At 34.7% G+C, this 20,958-nt stretch carries 18 protein-coding genes, 1 pseudogene and 1 riboswitch; of the genes and pseudogenes, 5 read left to right on the forward strand and 14 right to left on the reverse strand.

Annotated features, from left to right (window positions below):
- Positions 1 to 87 precede the first annotated feature (87 nt).
- The 4 genes and pseudogenes from BKP37_RS08655 to BKP37_RS08670 all read right to left on the reverse strand — a co-directional run bounded on the left by BKP37_RS08655 (position 88) and on the right by BKP37_RS08670 (position 3,540).
- Complete coding sequence (locus tag BKP37_RS08655) at positions 88 to 963, reverse strand: S8 family serine peptidase (protein WP_071309212.1); 876 nt, start codon at positions 961 to 963, stop codon at positions 88 to 90.
- 105 nt (positions 964 to 1,068) lie between these two features.
- Entirely contained in the window at positions 1,069 to 1,383 is a 315-nt protein-coding gene (locus BKP37_RS08660) for a hypothetical protein (protein ID WP_071309213.1), read from the reverse strand.
- Between the two features lie 175 nt (positions 1,384 to 1,558).
- Positions 1,559 to 2,724 (reverse strand): annotated as a pseudogene (locus tag BKP37_RS08665) (ISL3 family transposase).
- A 324-nt stretch (positions 2,725 to 3,048) separates the two neighbouring features.
- Complete coding sequence (locus tag BKP37_RS08670; protein WP_071309214.1) at positions 3,049 to 3,540, reverse strand: hypothetical protein; 492 nt, start codon at positions 3,538 to 3,540, stop codon at positions 3,049 to 3,051.
- Between the two features lie 725 nt (positions 3,541 to 4,265).
- Here BKP37_RS08670 and BKP37_RS08675 point away from each other — a divergent pair.
- Positions 4,266 to 4,958: a hypothetical protein gene (locus BKP37_RS08675; RefSeq protein ID WP_071309215.1), complete on the forward strand. Its 693-nt coding sequence runs from the start codon at positions 4,266 to 4,268 to the stop codon at positions 4,956 to 4,958.
- A gap of 142 nt (positions 4,959 to 5,100) precedes the next feature.
- Here the strand turns inward: BKP37_RS08675 and BKP37_RS08680 are convergent, their stop codons facing one another.
- The 7 genes from BKP37_RS08680 to BKP37_RS08710 all read right to left on the reverse strand — a co-directional run bounded on the left by BKP37_RS08680 (position 5,101) and on the right by BKP37_RS08710 (position 12,608).
- On the reverse strand, positions 5,101 to 5,877 hold the full coding sequence (locus tag BKP37_RS08680; protein WP_071309216.1) for a 3-oxoacyl-ACP reductase: 777 nt from the start codon (positions 5,875 to 5,877) through the stop codon (positions 5,101 to 5,103).
- Positions 5,878 to 5,886: 9 nt separating this feature from the next.
- On the reverse strand, positions 5,887 to 6,933 hold the full coding sequence (locus BKP37_RS08685; RefSeq protein WP_071309217.1) for an ABC transporter substrate-binding protein: 1,047 nt from the start codon (positions 6,931 to 6,933) through the stop codon (positions 5,887 to 5,889).
- Positions 6,930 to 7,697, reverse strand: a complete 768-nt coding sequence (locus tag BKP37_RS08690) for an ABC transporter permease (RefSeq protein ID WP_071309218.1) — start codon at positions 7,695 to 7,697, stop codon at positions 6,930 to 6,932. The genes BKP37_RS08685 and BKP37_RS08690 overlap by 4 nt, the downstream gene beginning before the upstream one ends.
- Positions 7,694 to 8,461: an ABC transporter ATP-binding protein gene (locus BKP37_RS08695; RefSeq protein ID WP_071309219.1), complete on the reverse strand. Its 768-nt coding sequence runs from the start codon at positions 8,459 to 8,461 to the stop codon at positions 7,694 to 7,696. Before BKP37_RS08695 ends, BKP37_RS08690 begins: the two co-directional genes overlap by 4 nt.
- A 14-nt stretch (positions 8,462 to 8,475) precedes the next feature.
- Positions 8,476 to 9,966 (reverse strand): acyl-CoA reductase, encoded by a 1,491-nt coding sequence (locus BKP37_RS08700; protein ID WP_071309220.1) that lies wholly within the window; start codon positions 9,964 to 9,966, stop codon positions 8,476 to 8,478.
- A 1-nt stretch (position 9,967) separates the two neighbouring features.
- Positions 9,968 to 11,086 carry a LuxE/PaaK family acyltransferase gene (locus tag BKP37_RS08705; protein ID WP_084034607.1) on the reverse strand — a complete coding sequence of 373 codons (1,119 nt, stop codon included), beginning with the start codon at positions 11,084 to 11,086 and terminating at the stop codon, positions 9,968 to 9,970.
- A gap of 139 nt (positions 11,087 to 11,225) precedes the next feature.
- Positions 11,226 to 11,330: riboswitch (TPP riboswitch) on the reverse strand.
- 114 nt (positions 11,331 to 11,444) lie between these two features.
- Entirely contained in the window at positions 11,445 to 12,608 is a 1,164-nt protein-coding gene (locus tag BKP37_RS08710; RefSeq protein WP_071309221.1) for an iron-containing alcohol dehydrogenase, read from the reverse strand.
- Between the two features lie 444 nt (positions 12,609 to 13,052).
- Between BKP37_RS08710 and BKP37_RS08715 the strand changes: the two genes are divergently transcribed.
- Complete coding sequence (locus BKP37_RS08715) at positions 13,053 to 13,310, forward strand: hypothetical protein (RefSeq protein ID WP_071309222.1); 258 nt, start codon at positions 13,053 to 13,055, stop codon at positions 13,308 to 13,310.
- A 210-nt stretch (positions 13,311 to 13,520) separates the two neighbouring features.
- On the opposite strand, the gene BKP37_RS08720 is transcribed toward BKP37_RS08715, so the two are convergent.
- Positions 13,521 to 14,387 (reverse strand): DUF6671 family protein, encoded by an 867-nt coding sequence (locus BKP37_RS08720; protein WP_071309223.1) that lies wholly within the window; start codon positions 14,385 to 14,387, stop codon positions 13,521 to 13,523.
- Between the two features lie 281 nt (positions 14,388 to 14,668).
- Positions 14,669 to 14,932 (reverse strand): hypothetical protein, encoded by a 264-nt coding sequence (locus BKP37_RS08725; protein ID WP_071309224.1) that lies wholly within the window; start codon positions 14,930 to 14,932, stop codon positions 14,669 to 14,671.
- Between the two features lie 451 nt (positions 14,933 to 15,383).
- On the opposite strand from BKP37_RS08725, the gene yyaC reads away from it, so the two are divergent.
- A complete protein-coding gene (gene yyaC / locus BKP37_RS08730; protein ID WP_245712477.1) occupies positions 15,384 to 15,998 on the forward strand; it encodes a spore protease YyaC in 615 nt (204 codons plus the stop codon).
- Positions 15,999 to 16,320: 322 nt separating this feature from the next.
- Here yyaC and glgP read toward each other — a convergent pair whose 3' ends face one another.
- A complete protein-coding gene (glgP, locus tag BKP37_RS08735; RefSeq protein ID WP_071309225.1) occupies positions 16,321 to 17,934 on the reverse strand; it encodes an alpha-glucan family phosphorylase in 1,614 nt (537 codons plus the stop codon).
- Between the two features lie 738 nt (positions 17,935 to 18,672).
- Here glgP and istA point away from each other — a divergent pair.
- Both istA and istB read left to right on the forward strand, forming a co-directional pair.
- On the forward strand, positions 18,673 to 20,175 hold the full coding sequence (gene istA / locus BKP37_RS08740) for an IS21 family transposase (protein WP_071309226.1): 1,503 nt from the start codon (positions 18,673 to 18,675) through the stop codon (positions 20,173 to 20,175).
- On the forward strand, positions 20,172 to 20,891 hold the full coding sequence (gene istB, locus BKP37_RS08745) for an IS21-like element helper ATPase IstB (protein ID WP_071309227.1): 720 nt from the start codon (positions 20,172 to 20,174) through the stop codon (positions 20,889 to 20,891). The genes istA and istB overlap by 4 nt, the downstream gene beginning before the upstream one ends.
- Positions 20,892 to 20,958 lie beyond the last annotated feature (67 nt).

Here is a 20,958-nt window from a genome sequence, read left to right on the forward strand (position 1 = left end):
CACTGCCGGCTTTTATATAGACTGGCAGTATTTTGTTGTGGGATGGAAGGAAAGTCAGGCCTAAAATACTAGTTTAGGATAAAACTATTATTTTGTTGGTTTTAAATAGTTTTGTAGCTCCCCTTTTATCTTTTTTATGTCATAATCCTCACTTTGTTTCTGATAATTATTAATTAACAATGCTGCATACCCTGATGTATATGCTGTTGCATAGGAAACACCGGTATCTAGTGTCATCTTATCGTTTAAATACAATGAAAAAATATCTTCACCTGGAGCGTATACATCTACCTTTTTGTCCTCAAATTCTTGACTATAGATTTCTCCTGCTATATTTAACATACCAACATTAATTACTTCAGAGTAAGAACCTGGATATGATAATTGTTTATCACCTGGAAACTTTATATTCCCAGAGGATGCTATAACTACAATACCTTTTTGATGTGCCTTTTTAATAGCAGTATGTAGTTTTTTGTGATCTTCAGGAAGTTCTAAACTAATGTTTATAATTTGAACATCTTCGTTTATGGCCCAATTGATACCCTTTATGAGGTTTTCAACTTGTACAGCCCCATTCTTATCAGCAACTTTGGCGATATAAAGATCAGAATTCGGTGCGATACCTAATAGATTAAAATCGTTCTCACGTGCTCCGATAATTCCAGTTATTTTAGTACCATGTCCATTATCATCATCATAGTTATCCTTATTATCACCAACAAAATTTACACCTTTAACGTAGATTAAATCTTTATTATCCTTATCAATCCCTGTATCAAGTACTGCTACTTTAACATCTGAACCTTTAATATCTTGATTATGCCAATCACTTACGGCATTTGAAAATTCTTGTTGCTTAACCTCCTTTTGATCCTTTGTATTTGGCAGAGGTTTATCCATAACGGGATTTTCCATGTTTGAATGGTCCATCTCTGAATGATCCATATTGGAATGTCCCATTGAAGCATCCATTTCTGCATTACTAGTGTTTGAACATCCTATTATTAATGATAAAGACAGTATTGCTGTTAACTGTAGTATTGTATTTTTCGTTTTTACCTACCCTTACGGAATTTGTTGATACCAAGGATGTGTGTGCCAATATTTACTGTGACCAATTAATGGAGAGCAGTTTCTTTCATATGCTTTACAATATCTTAAATTACTGTTCATTTTACCTAGAGTAGAATCTGAAGCACAGATTAGGAAAGAAACAATAGCTTTATAGCAATCTGAAGTTATGAAATTTTGATAACCCCAACCGTTATCATCTAAACAATAAGGCCACCCACCTCCAGAGATGGTACCGTCTTGAGTTTCAACAGAATGATCAATATAAATTGGCTCTTCGCTAATTTCTATTGGAACACAAGATTTCATAAAGAATAGGCTCTTCGCTAATTTCTATTGGAACACAAGATTTCATAAAGAATAATAGTCTAGTAATCTTCTCAACTTTTACTAGGGTTTCATACTTAAAATCGACCGTCAAGGAAACCACTTGACCGACGATTTTAAGTATGAAAGTGCATAGTTAGATTGAGAAGGAGATAATCTAAGCATGTGGCTTCACTTCTAACTTAAACTTGTTAGCTGTTGCATAGATCATGGCAATAAAGTTTTCGATTGATCGGTAGCCTCTTGCTTTCCGCTTCGATGCTTGAACAAGGCTATTAATTCCTTCAAGTAAACCATGGCTCCTAAACGAGACCGTATAGCCCAGTTGTACCAATCATCAAAATACCAACCTGAAAATAGTTGGCTTGTAGACCAAAGTCCCTGCAGAGCTAGTCTTAACCGATAAGCCTTAGCTGTATTCAAATGACTATCTTTTAACTTCATAAGCTTTTCTTGTTGGTACTGCGATAGGTTTTGTGAGTTTTTCAACCATAAATAACGTGTTTTTTTAAGCAATGGCTCATCATTCTGTTCCTGTCTGCGAACCTTATCGACGGCTTCGTTGACTAATTTCATGACATGAAATTTATCGAACGTAATGTGTGCTTTTGGAAATGCCTCTTCAATACCTTTAATAAAAGCTGGTGACATATCGCAACAGCATTCTAGGATTGAAGTCGCTNCGACTCCTTTATTTTCAAGGTGTTGCCTGAATGATTGGATCACAGAGGCATCTTTACCTTCAACGGCGAAAATGACACGTTTTGAATCGACATCTACAAATAACGTCACATAGCGATGACCACGTCGGCTTGAGGTTTCATCAACTGCAATACGAGTTATGTTTGAGAGATCAAGTTCATCCATATTTTTTTGCACATAATAATGAAAGACTCTCCACAATCTCGTATCATGTTCGTTTACTTCACGAGCAACAGCGGCAACAGGCATTTCTTTCATTAACTGCATAACTTGGGCTTCGAATAGCCATGTGAACCCAGCTTTTGGTCGAGACCAATCGACTTGAACAGTTAAAATCTTATCGCATGTATCACACTTTATTCTTGGTAACCTTGCATGAAGATAAGTCTGGTATTGCCAGAAATCCTTATGACGCCACATTCGATCGTCATTTGCGATATCATGANCACCATTATGTTCGTTTCCACAATGTGGACACGGGAACTTAGCTCCGCGTTTGAAGTCTAAAAAGACATGAAATTGATCTGAACTTTTTACTAATTTGTAATCTTCAATATACCAAGGATCTTGAATATCTAGTGCCTCTTGAAAAAGACGGTATTCTTTATCGAAATCTTGCATTCTTATACACTCCTGACCATTTTATTAGACTTTTTATCTAGTATGGACAGGTCTTAAAATCTATAAACAAATATTATTTAGCGAGGAACTGNCCACAATGTGGACACGGGGAACTTAGCTCCGCGTTTGAAGTCTAAAAAGACATGAAATTGATCTGAACTTTTTACTAATTTGTAATCTTCAATATACCAAGGATCTTGAATATCTAGTGCCTCTTGAAAAAGACGGTATTCTTTATCGAAATCTTGCATTCTTATACACTCCTGACCATTTTATTAGACTTTTTATCTAGTATGGACAGGTCTTAAAATCTATAAACAAATATTATTTAGCGAGGAAGCTATAAATTTCAGATTTTGGATATTTAACCTTTAATTCTTTTTTAATATTTTTTGCAATAGGATGGTTTTGTTCATCGATTTCTTTAAAGCCCAATAACAAGTTTTCTAGTTCACTTTTTTGATATTTTACTAGTTCTTTTATCTTTGACATATCTTCTTCGCTAATTCCAAAGTCTTTAGCATCAGCTTTTAAAATTTGATCTAAAGTATAAAACCTTTCTCCTTTTTGCTTTGCTTTTTCAATCCTTTCCTCCAAAGCATTCATTTTCTCTTCTTGCATTATAATCTTATCATTGACAAAACGACTATCTTGATTTACTTGTTCATTTTTAAATTCTTCAACAGCCTCATAGTTCTCAATCATTTCTTTTGCAATGGCTTTGTAATCAACTTCCATTGCAAATACTTGTGTTCCTTGAATAAGTAAAGCTACTAACATGAAAATGCTAAATGACAATTTCACTTTCTTCTTCATAAATGTCCTACCCCTTTACAAATTTTAATTTCCTAAACAGCACAGCATCTTTAAAAAGTTCCTACCAGGAAACCACTGAAATGTTTGCGAGATCCCTTTAAATAATCACATAAGGGCAAACCTTGTTCCAACTAATTTCCTAAAAATCCCTTCAATCATAGAAATATTACCATATGGGTTTTTTAATGTAAATCTTGTTATTTTTGTAAATTAAAACTTTTAAATGGTTTTCCTACAATAAGGATGTTACTAACAATCTCTGCTATAAGTATGCGTAAAATGCGGAGGTTACTCTTAAACAGAAATATTACTATTATGGATTACAACCTGAAAAAATATATTTCTACACTCCTTCTACATTTAGGGCTGCTTGTCGTTAATAGAATGCAAGTGATTGGTTTGATTTAGGAAAGTTAATTAAGAAAATTGTATAGGTGTATAGATTATTCTATATGTTAGATTCAAACAATGAATCTAGTTTTTGTAAAAAAATGCAAACATTTATAGGGGAACCTTATTTTCTCACGATTGTGACTTCAAAGGTCGACCTTTGAAGTTACAAAAATCTATAACTATTGTATCTTGAAATAAAGTTTGGTAATTAAATTCATCAAAAAGTATTATCCATGTTAGGTTCCTCTTGTTCAACAATCAGGAACATTTAATTAATTAACGTAAAAGACCATTTTCTTTTTTAAAATTTGCAAAGAATTTGGGCTTTTTGTTTGGAGTTTCTTAACGTTGTAAATCCGCATTTTCCTGACGCTACCCCTAATAGCGAACCTCGAAATGATTTTCTTGAAATTCTTGCAAAATATCTTACGGATTATTTAGAAGATGTTAACCTCTCCTCATGGGATGATTGCTCCCCTTTATTTTGGGAAGAATTCTTGTTCTGCTACTTTCCCTTTCAAATGGATATAAACCCTAATATAAGCCATACAGAAAAATTCCTTACTGAACTGAAAAAATTTGCACGTTGGTTAGATCGAAAACGCCATACATCCTTCTATAAATTCCTTGCCAAGTATATCGAGGAAACTCGAGGAGAATTGAAAGATTGTGAGATTTTGATAAATGGTCTTTATTTACACAAATTTCCTAATGTTTTTTCTGAGGGTTGGGATTTTGAAGACGAATTTCAAAAAGACTTACAAAAAACTGCTGAAGACATGGAAGTTGATCATATTTATTTAAAAGTAAAAGAAATTAATGGTCCTATCGTTGTTGGAGCGTGCCTCAATACGAACCTTTCTTATTATATTGTAGGATTGCCAATCAATTTACCTATACCTACAGGCACGATTATTAGTGGTCAAGTTACTAGAAAAAAAGGAGAATATTTATGGTCATGGAAATATCCTGAAAATGTCTTTCCAAGTAAAGCAAAAAAATATCTTGAAAATGTCATGATATAAACCAAACCACTCCTCAAAAAAATAACTCTATTTTTTGCCCCCTTTTCGTTACCCACTCTCTCTTTTTTGTTAATATACACATTCATAACTTGAAAGATAAAAAATGGGACCGTTCATAGTTGAACAGTCCCATTTAAATATGTTATTTCATGACCAATCCACCGTCAACGACCATGCATTGTCCGGTAACAAACGTTGACCAATTACTTGCGAAGAATAACACACTACCGACAACATCATTAGGTGTGGCAATTCGATGAAGTGGGGTTTGTTGTTTAATGAGTTCCTTTATTTCCTCTTTTGTTGTTTTACTTGCATCAGTAGGATAAACGATTCCTGGCGCAATGCAATTAACGGTGATTCCAAAAGCCCCGACATCTACCGCTAAATTTTGAGAATAAGCAAGGACGGCTGCTTTAGCAGTATTATAATCATGATAAGGTACGACTGGACGATAAACAAGGTTACTAACCATGTTTATAATCCGTCCCGCTCTCTTTTTCTTCATAATAGAGATTGCATGTTTGCATACATTATACGTCCCCTTTAATGCACCATCGATTTGTCGTTGGTAATCTTCCCATTCAAGTTCCCAAGCGAGTTTTCGTTGTTCGGGATCGAACGTATATGCATGGAGAGCGTTGTTGACAACAATATCAATCGTATCAAATTCAGAGATAACCTCCTCAAACAAGGATTTCATATCTGCTTCATTTGTTACATCACCTTGTACTGTATAAGCATCAACATCATACTTCTCGATTAGTTCATCTGCTAGTTGCTCTGCCTTTTCTTTATTTTTCAAGTAATTAATGACGACCGTTGCCCCTTGCTCGGCAAAACCTCTTGCGATCGCAGCACCTATCCCTCTACTTGAACCTGTTATGAGAACGACTTTTTGTTGTAGTTGTATATCCATTTAAACCACCTACTTTAACTGTTCCACCAGTTCATTTGTTGTAATTGTTTCAATTTTGACTCTTTCATTTAGTAATCCTAAGTTATAATACGTTTCTTCCACTTCTTTTAATATATCAAGATTCAACCAACCTAACCCTTTTTCTTCCATTTCTTCATTCGTTGACGTTTGGTTACGGATTTGAATAATTCCAAGGTTTCTCTCTACATTTTGTCCATCGATTGCGTGTAAAACTGCAGTTTCAGCTGCTTCTTCAGGGTTTTCCATCGTATAGGATACACTATCACGATACACTTGTAAGAAACGGAGTAACATATCTTGTTTTTCATTGAACACTTTTTCCGTGACAACAAAAACGTCAGCCGGTGTGTTTAACACATCTTTAACTTCTATAACATCTACCTCTCCTAAACCTTCTAGCTGCGCACTAAAAAGTCCAGTATCTGTTGCGGCTGTAGCGGCTACTTGATTGTTCATTAAAGGACCAAAATTTAAAACGCCAGCATCAACGATCGTAATATCTTCTTCTGTCATTCCTGCTTTGTGAAGTAAAACAAGAAGGTTATCATACGTCCCGCTTGCACGGCTATACACACCAACATGTTTCCCACGTAAATCCTCAATCGATGTAATATTATTTCCTTTTAGTGAAACAAGATTAAAGACATTTTCAGGGTATATATTATAGATGACACGTAATTTTTCTCCTTTTTCAAGCGCCAATAGAACAGCCTCTACATTCGCAAATGCAATATCAGCATTCCCTGCAATGATATTTCGAACCGCATCTCCACCACCTTGGCCTGGGATGTATTCGAACTCAAGTCCCGCTTCTTCAAACCATCCTTTTTCCTCAGCGACATACAGATTGCTTTGTTCGGCAATTGGGTTACTCCACGAAGCCATTCTTACTTTCTCAACGATTTGTTCTTCAACTACATGATTATCTCCTTGTTGCTCCTTTTGTCCTTCTTCATTTGCACCACAACCAGCGATCGTAAGTGTAAGTGCACTAAATAGAAATGCAGCACTTATTTTTTTAAAGATTTGTTTCATTTTGTTTTCCCCCTAGAATAGATATATTTTTTAAAAAATAGCTTTTCAATCCAATAAATAGATTGATACAATAACATGCCTTTCATGGTTAGTAAAATAAAAACAGAAAACGTTAACGTTGTATTTAACATCCCTTGTGAAGCGATAATTAAGGCTCCTAATCCTTTGCTTGCACCAATAAACTCACTAATCACTGCACCAACAACACTGAGGACAATGGCGACACGCAGACCAGAAAAAATATATGGAATGGCTGTAGGTAAACGAAGTCTTATTAACGTTTGAAAAGAAGTTGCTTGTAACGAATGAAATAATTGTAATTTTTCTCGACTTACATAGGTTAAGCCTGTAACCGTACTTTCGAATAATGGAAAAAAACAAACAAGTGCAACAATGATAATTTTAGGTGTGTACCCAAATCCAAACCAAAGGACAAGCAGCGGTGCTAAGGCAAGCTTTGGCATTGCTTGCGACGCAATGATGTATGGTTGTAAAATTTCTTGAGCTGTTTTTGATTGGGATACAAGAAACCCTAAGCTAATCCCAAGAAATGAACCTAGCAAAAAGCCACCTATTACTTCTATCGTTGTTACGTATATATGAGGGTAGAAGTACCCACTTTGAAAATTTCCAATGAGATTTATAACAATATCAGAGGGAGCAGGTAAAATAATCTTTGAAATTTCCCTTATACGTACAACTAATTCCCAAATACTTACGATGGCGATAAATAATAACAATGAAATGAATTTGTTTTTTTTCATTCTTTATCCTCACTTAACCCTTCGATCTCATCATAAATTTCTTTCACGATCTTTGTAAACGAAGGTTCAAACTTCCAGTCTTTCAGTCGCGGTCTTTGAAAAGGAACTGAAAATTCTCGAATGATGTTTGCAGGATTTTTTCCTAATAGTACGACTCGATCTGCTAAATAAACAGCTTCCGATAAATCGTGCGTAATAAAAATAACTGTTGTTGAAAACTGAACAGATAGTTCCATTAACTCTAATTGCAGTTGCTCCTTTGTCATAGCATCTAGTGCTGAAAACGGCTCGTCCATTAATAAAATTTTGGGAGCTGTTAAAAGAGCTCTCGCTAATGTCACTCGCGAGATCATTCCACCTGATAGTTCATGTGGATACTTACTTTCATGACCAGCTAAACCAACTGGTTGAAGCAATTCTTCTGCCTTTTTTCTATCAACTTGATTTGGGCGGCGTTTTAATTCAATAGGCAATAATACATTCTCCAATACATTGCGCCATTCTAATAAAACTGGTTTTTGAAACACATAGGTCATTTCATCAATTGGACTCATGATGTTTTGTCCGTTCACGATAATTTCACCTTTTGACGGCGTGAGTAACCCACCAATCATTTGTAATAAACTCGTTTTTCCACTACCACTTTTTCCAATAATGCTAACAAATTCACCCGCTTGAATTTGTAAATTGATATTGTTTAGTATAGGGTTTGGGCCTCCATCAAATTGTAACCCAACTTCTTGACAGTTAATGATTGTTGCCATTTTTGTCTCTCCTCTTAATCCCTGTCAGGATCAAATTCATCGATTTGATTTTCAAGGGAAGTTTCCACGTCACAAAAACGAACCAAATCTGCTAAATGGAATCTACCGTCATGGTGCCATCCTGGTTGTGGGTGGGGCATAGAACCTAACGCACAAATGCGGTTAACACCGCATTGCCCTAATAGTGAAATGATTGATGAAAAGTGTTTTGGAGAACAACCAACCCCTACCGTTTGAATATGACCTTCAATATTTTTACTATACTCTTTTATCTCATTTACGTTTTCAATAGGAATAATCGTAACAAAACGATTAAGTGGAGAAAAAGGAAAAAGAGTATCCCCTATAGATTTGTTTTCACCCATATCACGATAAACGACGGTCCAAGCAGTACTGTTCTCACATTTGATTAACTCTACTTTATTATTAGTAAAACTTTCAAATTCAACGTGTGAGCGATGCTTTAAAATTGCATGTTGTTCTTCTTTTGTTAATGATGCTCGTGGATGTGTCGTTTGAAAGTTTTCCATTTCATTTGCTAGCATTTGAGCAAGTTCGCGAGGTGAGTATTTGCCACCACGCTCAACAAAAAACACATGAGGTGATAAGCAGCCTTGTTGATCAAACCAAGAAACATCATAAGCCGCTAATTTGGCGGTTTGCCATGCTTTCGTTGTTGCTAAACATTCTTTAGTTATAACTCCAAAACTAATTTTATGACCATGAGCATGAAAGCTTACGTGAGAAGGAACCTTTTGTTTGATGTTATTAATGGCTTTATCGCCTCCATATGCGATGACTGCATTTGAATGAGAAAAGCTTACATCCTCTAATTCACTATCGCCGCCCTTCCAAGATAATATGGCTATACTTTCAGCAAGCTCTGCATCAATTTCTCTTAACGTCTCAGCAAATAGTACAGGAAATAACGGTTCTGAAGAGGATACTTTTCCTAAAGTTGCAGATTTAAGCAATAAACCTGCTGTTAAACTCCAAAGTGGTAAAGCCGGTACATTTCCTGAAAAAATATGGGTAATGACATTTGGTCCATATGCCCTGTATAATCCGCCAGATTTCCGTGGACGAAATTCGTCTAATATTAGCGGATTAGGAAAATCCTCATCAATCATTCTTTGTAATTTCGGTTTGCGAAATTGTCGCAAATAACGACTTAAGAACAACCGAATCATTTCATGATCATATCCAGTAATAATCGGCAATAAGTGCTCAGCATATTGCCTCCGTTCATATTTTGGGTCTAGCCATTTTTGAATGGCTTCATCCATGATGTCGATAATTTCATTTGTCCTTAAATTTTGCATATATTCTAATTGTTGTTTTTTAATTAACTTAATAACCTGTTCGATAAGCTCTGGGTTAAGGTTAGGAACTAGTAATTCAGCTTTTTGTCCATGATTTTCAAACGTTAATGTTTTTAGTGAAACATTTCCAAACAATCGTTTACTTTGTTCTGGAACGAAATAACATGGAAACGGTGTTGTCATTTTACAATGCCCCTTTAGCATTTTGTGATGAAGCCATAAATTGTTCAACAGCTAACGAACAACCTTTTGCCTCCGCACCTTTTGCTCTACCTAATAAAGAAAATCCACCGTCACCTTGAACACCAATATCTTCAGTAAGAATACTTGAAACCGAATTGATATTAGCAAGGTCATAATGAACAATAAGTCCCTTTTCTCCTAACGGTTGTTCTCTCATTTCTTCTAGATCCATGATAACGGTTTTAACCCAATGAGGTGATACCTTAGTCGTATGAATTTCGTTTTGATGAAAATAATCAAAAAGATTTCGGTCATAAATTTGTGAGCTTAATTCCGTCATCCCATACATGTTGACACACATTTCTAAAGGGACTTCACACAGTTCACTAATCTCTTCTTTAAACTCAGTTGGTTCAATTTCACGTGAACGTCCCTTTGCACCACCTGTATCCATAATCCTACTATTTGGTGGCAATTTAAATTGAATGTTGTTCTTTTTACATTCATCTAACAAATGAATAAATGAAAATGTTGCACCAATTAGCATAATTGGCTCCCCTTTTTCTTCGGCAAATTGAAGATCGTCAATTAATGTTTTTATTTGAAAACCTTCATTAGTAAATGCATATTTACTGTCACTGGTACCAAATGTCTCTTTTGCAATATGTAAATAATGAGCTAACGAAGAGTTTGGCATCTCATCTTGTGTTGGGAAGAGAATAAACATTTTCATATTATCTAAATCAGGCATCATAAAAGACTTAAAATGGGTTTTCATCGATAAATCATAAAGTTCTAAATCATGGTGATAGTTTTTCCCTCTTCTGTCTTGGTTCGTTGTTCCACTCGTCATAAAAACAGCGCTAGTCTCTTCTATCGGAAATGAAGATAACGTCGTCAATTTAAATGCATCAATTGGAACCGGTGGTATTTCTGTAAAGTGTTTAATTGTTCTAGGTGAAACGCGACGTTTCCTACAAAATTTCCGGTAAGGCTGATTGTATTCATATTGAAACTGAAACAATTTTAACGCGATTGTATTAAATTGTTCGTCAGTTGATGAAGATTGGCAGATAAACGCCTTCAATTCCTGTTGTAGTTGCATATATGTATGTAACAAAGGAGACCTCCTCAGAAAAAAATTTATAACAAACTATTTTGAAAACCTTATGTAAAAAACAAAAAGATCACCTTCTACTTAGAAAGTGATCATCATTCGTTAACTAATTTTATATAGAAACTCTCATATAAATAGCTCTAATCATGATGTTCCACTTCCCTCCGCTATAATGAGATAGTTCAGGTTCAAAGGGTCTTAAAGCTAGGCTTTAATCTCAGTCAAATAGACACCCCTAGTGGTTCAATGCTGTATGTTATTAATTATATTAAATTTACCATAAACGTTCAGTATGTCAACTAAAACGATTTTTGTATTTATAAACTAAAGCCTCATATAGTTACGAGGTTTTTCTATTACTTTATTTGGCTAATTGTAAAATTTGACGAACATCTTCCTCATATAATTTCACAAAATTACCGAGGGGTCCGCTTTCAGTTCCTTTTTTTGCCATTTCATCAATATGATCATCCAAAATATTTACTTCCGTTAACGATATCGGCATACCAATTGAACGGAAGAATTCTTCAGTTTTCTTAATACCTGCTAATGCTGTTTTTTCTAAATCAAAAGGATCAATTTCAACATTCCAAACACGATGAGCGTATTGAACAAATCGGTTGATGTCTTGTTTATAAACATACTTCATCCATGCTGGGAAAACGATCGCAAGTCCTGCACCATGAGCGATATCATAAATTCCGCTAATCTCATGCTCAATGTCATGGCTAGCCCAATCACCTACTCTTCCAGTGCTTAACAAATCATTATGTGCAATTGTTCCGGACCACATAATCTCTGCTCTTGCATCATAATTTGTTGGATTTTCTAAAACTGTATGAGCATTATTAATAATCGTTTTTAAGGTAGCTTCACATAGTCGATCTGTTAACTCCACGTTTCTTTCATTTGTAAAATATCTCTCCAAAATATGTGCCATCATATCTGTAATACCGCATGCTGTTTGATATGAAGGTAATGTATATGTAAGCACTGGATTTAAAATTGAAAACTTCGGGCGCAAGTTGTTATGCCCCATTGCTCGTTTGTACAACCCATCTTCATTTGTAATAACAGTACCAGCACTCGTTTCACTACCTGCAGCAGGTATAGTAAGAACAACACCAATCGGTAAACAGTCTGACACACTATTTTTTCCAGTATAGAAATCCCAAACATCGCCTTCGTATTTCGCTCCTGCAGCAATAGCCTTAGCTGAATCAATCACACTTCCCCCACCAACCGCAAGAATTAAATCAATATTATTTTCTTTACAAATTACGACCCCTTCTCTAACAAGACTAACCCTCGGATTTGGTTTTACTCCAGATAATTCGAAAATTTCAATTCCTTCTTCACGTAATGAAGAAACAACTCTATCATATAAACCACTGCTCTTAATACTTCCTCCGCCATAATGTAAGAGAAGTTTTTTTCCGAATTTAACAGATTCTTTTCCTACATATTGTTCCTGCTCTTTTCCAAATAATATCTTCGTCCCATTTTGAAAATCAAAATCTTTCATTTTTAAATCCCCTCCTCTACTACTATACTAATCTTAAAAAAATAATAAAGCAAGCGCTTGCATGAGTCGTTTTAAAAAAACACCAATTTAATTTCTAGATGTTAGATCGCACCTTCAAAATGAATCATCCCCTTTAATACTATGTAAAAGGGGATGATTCAAGCTTTAATAGATAAATTTAATAATTTAATGCTCTCGCTACTTTGATGCTAAATGTATTGGATGATGAGCTTTTCCAAAAATATCAGCAAATCCAACAACAATAACAAGAGTGGTACCATTGGAATTCCAATAGGTGCTATTTTCATAAACATAGTTAAAGTAGATCGAAAGCATTACATTGTTATTTTGTTATGATATTTCTTTTTTTATCAAAAAATCTACATTATTTCTTCAAAATTTCATTCTATTCTTACATTAGAAAAATATAAGGAGATGGTGATAATGAAAAAAGCAATGGTAGTATCTATACTAACGTTGGGATTACTAGTTTTAGGAGCAGGTAACACACTAGCAATGGGAGAAGAAACTCAAAACGGAAAAGCTTATGGTACATTTAACTTTGGACAGAAATTATTGAAACATGAAAATATGACTGTACATGAGGTAAAAGAAATGTATGTAAATCACCATGGTACTGTAGGTGCTGCACCAAGTAAAAAGTTCACCGAACATAAACAATGCATGATGATGGAAGAATAGAATACGAATCAAGAGGATTAATAGATACGAGTCAAATCAAAGTATCCCAAAGAAAAACTAAGCTAATGTTCTTTTTTCTCTGAATTTTTTTAGGGTAAAAGACCCCCATCTCTAAGCGTAGCGTAGGTGGGATTTTTCAATCAGGTGGAGTAGACTCTCCACCTGATTTTCCGATGTATCAGCTTGCTTCACTTGGATCCTTTAGTCTAATCATGGGTTACAAAGTGGGCATTGTGCAGGATCCGCATATTCTTTTCCGTTGGGGTAATGCTCCTCTTCTTGATAATTGCATTTTTTACACTCATAAATGTAAGAACGAACTATCTCTGTTTGACAACCACAATATTCACACTCTAACCCTTTTTTAGATTTGATTACTTCAAAACCGGGAGTTGAACACTTCGGACATAAGGAACTTATTTTTGACACAAGGTCAATTGTTGCTAGTTCAATGTTTTTCATACGAGTCGGATTGTACAAAGCCCTCATGTCAGTTTCAATATATAATGAATCTGGAGATTTTGAAAACAAGTTGTGCAGCACATGATGTAGATGATTCACATCGGTTATCCCTTTAACCATTTCATCCACATTTCTCGTTGATGGGTTAGTTTTTACAATAACACCATGTGTGGGAAAGCCAATTGATATGGCAAACTCATAGGCTTCCTCAACAGTTTTTATGACTTTTTGAGCGTAATTTGTGTTACTGTTTGCAATATATCCTACAATTTCCAATTCCTGTTCTTGATCCACCAATAATACGAGCTCTCTATTATAAGGTAAATAAGGAACAAAGGGGTGTGGACCAAATGAGCCTTCACTTGAAATACCTATACTGACGTTACTTTGTTTCAAAGCTTTTTCAACTTTTTTTTGTGCAGCTTGAAGCTGATCTCCGGCTCTTTCGACTTCGTTTGTAAACGTACCAAATAGATCGGTATTAAAATTTACAGGTATTGTAACGCTAATACCTAATTCTTTCTCTAAAATAGGGGCAATTACTAGTTCTTTTTTATGCATCGTGGCAATTATAGCTTGTCGATTTAGAAATAACTCCTTAACCTTTGTATCCATAGTCTTTAATTATTCTCCTTCTATACTAAAATGGATCATTTTTTCATTTTTAGTATATCATCTTTATATGTCTAACGTTTTACGACTATACGTGATCTTTGTCCTTGGTAGAAACACCTTCCAACACTTTTTTATCATATATGGGATTACAAGAAAAGAGAGCAACCAATTGGTACTCTCTTAACTAGCAATGCTAATTTTCACTCATTGTCGAGTGACTTTAAAGAAAACGCATGTTTATGATACATTTAGGTGTTTTTTCTGCTTTGTATTAGGATATATCATTTTGAAAGTTTATTAATTTCCATTGTTGGTCTTAATACATCATTTACTTTTTCAACAACCATATCTTTTTCCACTTCAAATATAACCGTTTCATAAATGTTTTCGGAGGAAGACCCTACCTTTATTTGATATGAACCTTTTTCGATTGCTTTTTCATTCGTTAATTTTGGCGTTTCTGAGATTTTAATTTGATTACTTATTTCTGCAAAAACAACTATATTTCCTATCCCTCCACATAAGACAAATAAAATAATAATCAATATTAAAATAACTTTCTTTTTTCCATATAATATGCTATTTCATCCCCTTGTTTAATAAGCAAACTGAATAAATAAATCATTTTTCTACCAAAAAATGCAGTCCGAGTAAACTAAATTTTTCGTGATAGAAAATCATTCCTATTTTTAAAAGTAATATTCCACAACCACTATGTATATCAGTTCACGCAAATATTTGTTTTCATATACAGATTGAATGATTTATAAATTCTGACTATATAAAATAAGGAGACGATCTCTTCCTTAAAAGCCAAATAAGGGTTAATCCTTATTCAGTATGGATATAATTAATTACCTATATATCCAAATAAGACTGACTCAAAAAACTTTTATTATTACTAAAAGGACTTTTATATAAGTATGAAGAAATTAATTAATAGTAGGAAAATTTAAAAAATTTATTAAGTGGACAAAGAAGCTACGGAGGACGAACATGGAAAAAAGATTAGAGGTGAGTAACAATTTAGATAAAAATATGAAACTTAACATGCACGATAAAGTTATTACATATAACAACAAATTAGCACCTTTATATATACGTAACAGCTTATTTACTCTTATCCCTGAGGGAATAGAACATATTTATGTAATAGGAATTGGCTCTAATCTTATTAATGGAGATAGTTTAGGTCCTTTTGTTGGTACGTTATTAAAGAATTTATATCCTGACCGTTTAACCGTGCTAGGAAGTCTTCAAACACCGATAGATGCAACAAACTACGTTCCTGAGATTTCACGCCTTCATCTACCAAACAATAGTTTTATCATTGCCATTGATAGTGTATTAGGGAATCCAAAGATTGTTAATTCTATAGTAGTTCGAAATGGTTCGGTGCTACCTGGGGCAGGACTTGGGCATAATCTTCCCCCTATAGGGGACTGTAGTGTTATGGGAGTCGTTTTAGAAAATGACCCAAAAGTAGAAGCTTCTCTTTTCTACACGAATTTAAATCTCATCTATACTATGGCATTACAGATTTCAAGAGGTATATCCTTGACTGTGAGACAATATTTTAACTATCCATCTGATCATCCCATTTTACTTTAGTTTCTCGGGAAAAAGTTGTCTCAAACAATGCCAATACCTTTAAATCGAAACCCAAATGTATATAGAAGCGCTTAGACAGTCAACGATATTCTACTATATGGAAAAGGGACGAGTCTAATTATAACGGATCGTCCCTAATTTTTTTACCACCAAATCATACGAAGTGTATTAACTTAAAACTTATGAAAAGACAACTCGTACTAGCTTCGCTAGAACATCGGTAATTCAGATGGAGTCTCAACTCCACCTGAATGGAAGGTCCCACCTACACTACGCTTAGAGGTGGGGCTATGACCTTAAGTACAAATCAATTTGATCAAGCCTATTTTTTATATAACTTTTGATAATATTCTTCAAGCATTCGTTTCACATCAAACTGATCCTTTGTACTTAGAATACTATTTTTCATCATTATAATCCATTTAAGACGGTCCTCGTAGTACGTTGGAATAACTTCTTTTAACAAGACTTTATAGAGTTCCCTTAAATCACGTTCATCTTGTTTCTTCTCATTTTCACATTGGAATCCATCTCCAAACTGCCAACCATTTTTCCCATGTACACAAGCTTCTGGCCACCAACCGTCCAGGATACTAAAGTTTAGAACACCATTCATTGCTGCTTTCATCCCCGATGTTCCGCTCGCCTCTTTTGGTCTTCTTGGATTGTTTAACCATACATCAGATCCTCTTGTTAACATTTTACCAATTTCCATATCGTAGTTTTCTAGGAATACGACAGAGTTTGGATATTTTTTTGTCATCGCTACTAGATTAGCAACGATTTCTTTTCCTGTGTCATCTAAAGGGTGCGCTTTTCCTGAAAAAATGATTTGAATTTTTCCGCTATTTAGCAATGGTCCAATTATAGTTTCATCTGTAAAAATAAAGTTACTTCGTTTATAAGGGGCTGCACGTCTAGAGAATCCAATAATCATATTGTTTTCATTAAGTGCTACACCATTTTTATCTTTAACAAATTGAATTAAATTTCTTTTGTTACGTATATGGTTGCCCCATAAATCTCCATCGTTTAAAGCAGCATCAACCATTTTTTCATCTACCCATGTTGGTTTATGGATGCAATTTGTTATTGCTGTAATTTCTGATCGGTCTTTTACGCATGCCCACATTTTATTTGCTGTTTTACTGTGAAGTTTCGCAACGGCATTTGAATTACGTGCAAGCCTTAAGGCTCCAACTGTCATATTAAATGGTGAACCACCAATCCAAACTAATTGTTCAATTGTTAATCCATTATTTGCACCCATATACATTAAACGATCTAAGTAATGTGATTCGTTTCCTTGAATCACGGGAGTATGTGTTGTAAAAACAATCTCCTCTCTTGACTTTAAGACTGCATCCTCAAAATCCATACCTTGATCGATCTTTTCCTTAATTAATTCAAAGCCAGCAAAAAGCGCGTGACCTTCGTTAAAGTGATATACATCTATATCGTATCCTAGTGCTCTTAAAACTCGAACCCCACCTATGCCAAGTACCATTTCTTGAGCAATTCGTTCTTCTCCAAACCAACCGTATAACTGACCAGTAATCCAACTATCTTCATTTTCAGGTAAATCAGTGTCTAAAAGATATAAAGGGGCATTTTGAAACTTGTCAACTTTCCACACCTTACATAAAACATCTCTTTGTCTAATTTTTACAGTTACACTTATCCCAGTATCTTCTAAATAATCATATTGATGGTTTGAATATGCATCATATGGTTGACCGTTTTCATCAATTTTTTGATCTGAATAACCTTGCTTCCATTTTATCCCGATCCCTATGATCGGATAATTGTGATCCTTCGCTCCCTTTAAATAGTCACCTGCAAGAATTCCAAGTCCACCTGCATACGTTTTCATTTTTGAATCTAATCCATACTCCATACAAAAATATGCAACTTTAGGATATGATTTGTTATCCATCAGCTTCCCCCCTTAAGTATTAAATCATATGGTGAATTATGGTTTTTATACTAAATAATTGTTATTAAATATGACAAAAGCTTGAATTTACTCACACTATTTATATATTAGCTTTTACCTATATTTATTAATTTTTCATAATATAGATTTCACACCACTAACACTAAGATAATATTTTAGTTGTGTTTATGGCAAACTAAATATGTAGGTAATGGCATTTAATTTGTGTAGGCCCTAAGGGGCATATACAGATAAAAAAAACCACTTGCCAACCTCTCAAAATAACTTTAAACTCCTCGTTGGACCAACAACGTTTGACAGGAGGATAAAATAGGAGATGTTAGCAGTGGCACAAATAGATTATATCAGACATCAAGTAAATCAAAAAGGTGAAACTTATGCCAACGTGGCAAGAAAGATGGATATAGATCGTTGTGGTTTACGTGTTCTTACTTCATTTCCTTAATGTTTTTCTTGTTCTTGAAATAGTGTTGTTAACATAGATTGTCCTTCTTTGTATTTATTATGGCGTTTTGCATTCTTCTTTTTCTCAAGAGGAAAAATAGGAAAGACCCCCGCCAATATGTTTATGGCAAACTAAATATGTAGGTAATGGCATTTAATTTGTGTAGGCCCTAAGGGGCATATACAGATAAAAAAAACCACTTGCCAACCTCTCAAAATAACTTTAAACTCCTCGTTGGACCAACAACGTTTGACAGGAGGATAAAATAGGAGATGTTAGCAGTGGCACAAATAGATTATATCAGACATCAAGTAAATCAAAAAGGTGAAACTTATGCCAACGTGGCAAGAAAGATGGATATAGATCCACGTACCGTTACCAAGTATGCCAATCAGGAAGAGTTTCTAGTAAAAAAAGCTCAAAAAAGAGTTTCGAAAGTGATGGGGCCAGTAAAGCCAATCATAGATAAATGGATTCATGAAGATTTAAAAAAGAAAAAGAAGAATCATAGAACAGCTAAACGTATGTATGAGCAGTTAGTTAAGTTTCATTGTTTCAAAGGTTCTGCACGAACAGTTCGAGATTATGTTTCCAAACGGAAAAAGGAAATCAGAGAATATATTGATGGGGCTGCACTCCCTCTCGAGACAATGCCAGGAACAGCACAAGTTGATTTTGGAACAGCGCCTTTTTTATATCAATCAGAAGTCATTGACTTGCCTTACCTAGTTATGTCTTTCCCATACAGTAATACATTTCTATTTCAAGTATTTCCTTCGGAAAATACAGAGTGTTTATTGGAGGGCCTACAACGAATGTTTCGTTATATGGGTGGTGTTCCAAAAACGATCCGCTTTGATAACCTATCGCCTGCGGTAAAAAAAATAAAAGGTAAAGGTCAGAGAGAACTTACAGATACCTTTGAGAGGTTTGTTTTACATTATGGGTTTCGTTATGAATTTTGTAATCCTGGTAAGGGAAATGAAAAAGGGCACGTTGAAGCCATGGTTAAGTATGTTCGCAATAACTTCCTCTTACCTGAATGTGTTGTCATCGACCTTGATCATTTTAATCAAACTCTCTGGCAATTGGCTGAGGAAGATCGTTGCCGTCCACATTATCTAAAACAAGAGCTTCAGTCTAAGTTATATAAGGAAGACCAAAAGGAATGGCTTATCCTTCCTGAAAAATTGTTTGAATGTGCACGTTATCAAGAAATGAAAGCTGATAAGTATGGAATTATTAATGTAGATAATAAGGAATATTCGACATCACCAAGGTTTGCCAAACAAAGGGTTAAAATTTGTATATCATATAATTCAATTATTGTGTTAAATAAAGACAATGAAGTTATTGTCACTCACTCTCGCTTATATGGCGTCAAACGTCGATCAATGATCTGGCAGCCATATCTAGATTTATTATCAAGACGTCCAAAGGCAATAAAATACTCCAGTTTGTATGATCAATTCCCTGAAGTTTGGACAACCTTTTTAAACAATTGTACAGAAGAGGAACAGAAAGATGTATTACGTCTATTAGGAAAACTGCTAAAAAATAATGATTTTACATTATTGAATGAAGCTCTCAATTTAGCTTCAGTACATGGGCATCCTAGCACAGATCAGATTAAGCATTGTTTTTATTCCTTATTAAACCAAGGTGAGTCGCATGTGGCAATAACTCCACGTAATAAGGTCCCAATAATGCCAAGTGTTATTCGCGGTCTCACTCATTATGATGCTTTTTTTCATGAGGGAGGTGTCGGCGAGTGAACGAGCAAATTAAGCTTTATGCCAAGCGCTTGAAGTTAAGCTGGATACGAGAACATTTTAGTGAAGTAGAAGCAGAGACTAACCAAGAATACCTCTTAAAGATATTCGAACAGGAAATACAAAACAGAGAAGAAAGAAAGATTAACTTATTACTAAGTCAGGCCCAACTGCCCAAAACGGGCACTCAACCCTTTCAGTGGGATCATATACAAATTCCACAAGGAATTGATCGGTCAAAAGTCGTAAATGGCGAGTTTATTAAAGAAAAGGAGAACTTGATATTGTATGGAGGGGTTGGCACAGGAAAAACATATTTGGCAACATTAATCTCGTTAAATGCCATATATAAGTTTGGCAGTCAAATAAAGTTCTTTACCGTGGCAGGTTTGGTTAATAAGTTAATAGAGGCTAATCAAAAAAATACACTCCAAAAGTTAATGAAGCAAATTGAAAAGCTAGAACTTTTAGTTTTGGATGAGCTCGGTTATATCCCACTTAATAAAGAAGGAGCGGAGCTACTCTTTCAAGTTATTTCAATGTGTTATGAAAATTCCAGTATAGTAATTACAACAAACTTACAATTCGGTCAGTGGAACCATGTTTTTGGTGATCCCATACTAACTGAGGCTGTCATTGACCGATTAATTCATCATTCGCATTTATTAGTATTTAAAGGTGATAGTTTCCGTTATAAAGAGTCTTTATTGCATCAATAATTTATAGGTGGCAAGTGGCATGCATTTTTAATTGCCATTTCATACATTTTTTACTTGCCAAATACAG

Origin of the sequence: Anaerobacillus alkalilacustris, from assembly GCF_001866005.1 — a bacterium.
GTDB lineage: Bacteria > Bacillota > Bacilli > Bacillales > Anaerobacillaceae > Anaerobacillus > Anaerobacillus alkalilacustris.

What these genes read in the sequence shown, in the direction of transcription:
- BKP37_RS08715 (WP_071309222.1), top strand. Translation starts at nt 13,053, where the DNA reads ATGAAAAAAGCAATGGTAGTATCTATACTAACGTTGGGATTACTAGTT.
- BKP37_RS08655 (WP_071309212.1), bottom strand. Translation starts at nt 963, where the DNA reads ATGGGACATTCCAATATGGATCATTCAGAGATGGACCATTCAAACATG.
- BKP37_RS08700 (WP_071309220.1), bottom strand. Translation starts at nt 9,966, where the DNA reads ATGACAACACCGTTTCCATGTTATTTCGTTCCAGAACAAAGTAAACGA.
- glgP (WP_071309225.1), bottom strand. Translation starts at nt 17,934, where the DNA reads ATGGATAACAAATCATATCCTAAAGTTGCATATTTTTGTATGGAGTAT.
- BKP37_RS08660 (WP_071309213.1), bottom strand. Translation starts at nt 1,383, where the DNA reads ATGAAATCTTGTGTTCCAATAGAAATTAGCGAAGAGCCAATTTATATT.
- istA (WP_071309226.1), top strand. Translation starts at nt 18,673, where the DNA reads ATGTTAGCAGTGGCACAAATAGATTATATCAGACATCAAGTAAATCAA.
- BKP37_RS08680 (WP_071309216.1), bottom strand. Translation starts at nt 5,877, where the DNA reads ATGGATATACAACTACAACAAAAAGTCGTTCTCATAACAGGTTCAAGT.
- BKP37_RS08670 (WP_071309214.1), bottom strand. Translation starts at nt 3,540, where the DNA reads ATGAAGAAGAAAGTGAAATTGTCATTTAGCATTTTCATGTTAGTAGCT.
- BKP37_RS08685 (WP_071309217.1), bottom strand. Translation starts at nt 6,933, where the DNA reads ATGAAACAAATCTTTAAAAAAATAAGTGCTGCATTTCTATTTAGTGCA.
- BKP37_RS08710 (WP_071309221.1), bottom strand. Translation starts at nt 12,608, where the DNA reads ATGAAAGATTTTGATTTTCAAAATGGGACGAAGATATTATTTGGAAAA.
- BKP37_RS08690 (WP_071309218.1), bottom strand. Translation starts at nt 7,697, where the DNA reads ATGAAAAAAAACAAATTCATTTCATTGTTATTATTTATCGCCATCGTA.
- BKP37_RS08695 (WP_071309219.1), bottom strand. Translation starts at nt 8,461, where the DNA reads ATGGCAACAATCATTAACTGTCAAGAAGTTGGGTTACAATTTGATGGA.
- yyaC (WP_245712477.1), top strand. Translation starts at nt 15,384, where the DNA reads ATGGAAAAAAGATTAGAGGTGAGTAACAATTTAGATAAAAATATGAAA.
- BKP37_RS08720 (WP_071309223.1), bottom strand. Translation starts at nt 14,387, where the DNA reads ATGGATACAAAGGTTAAGGAGTTATTTCTAAATCGACAAGCTATAATT.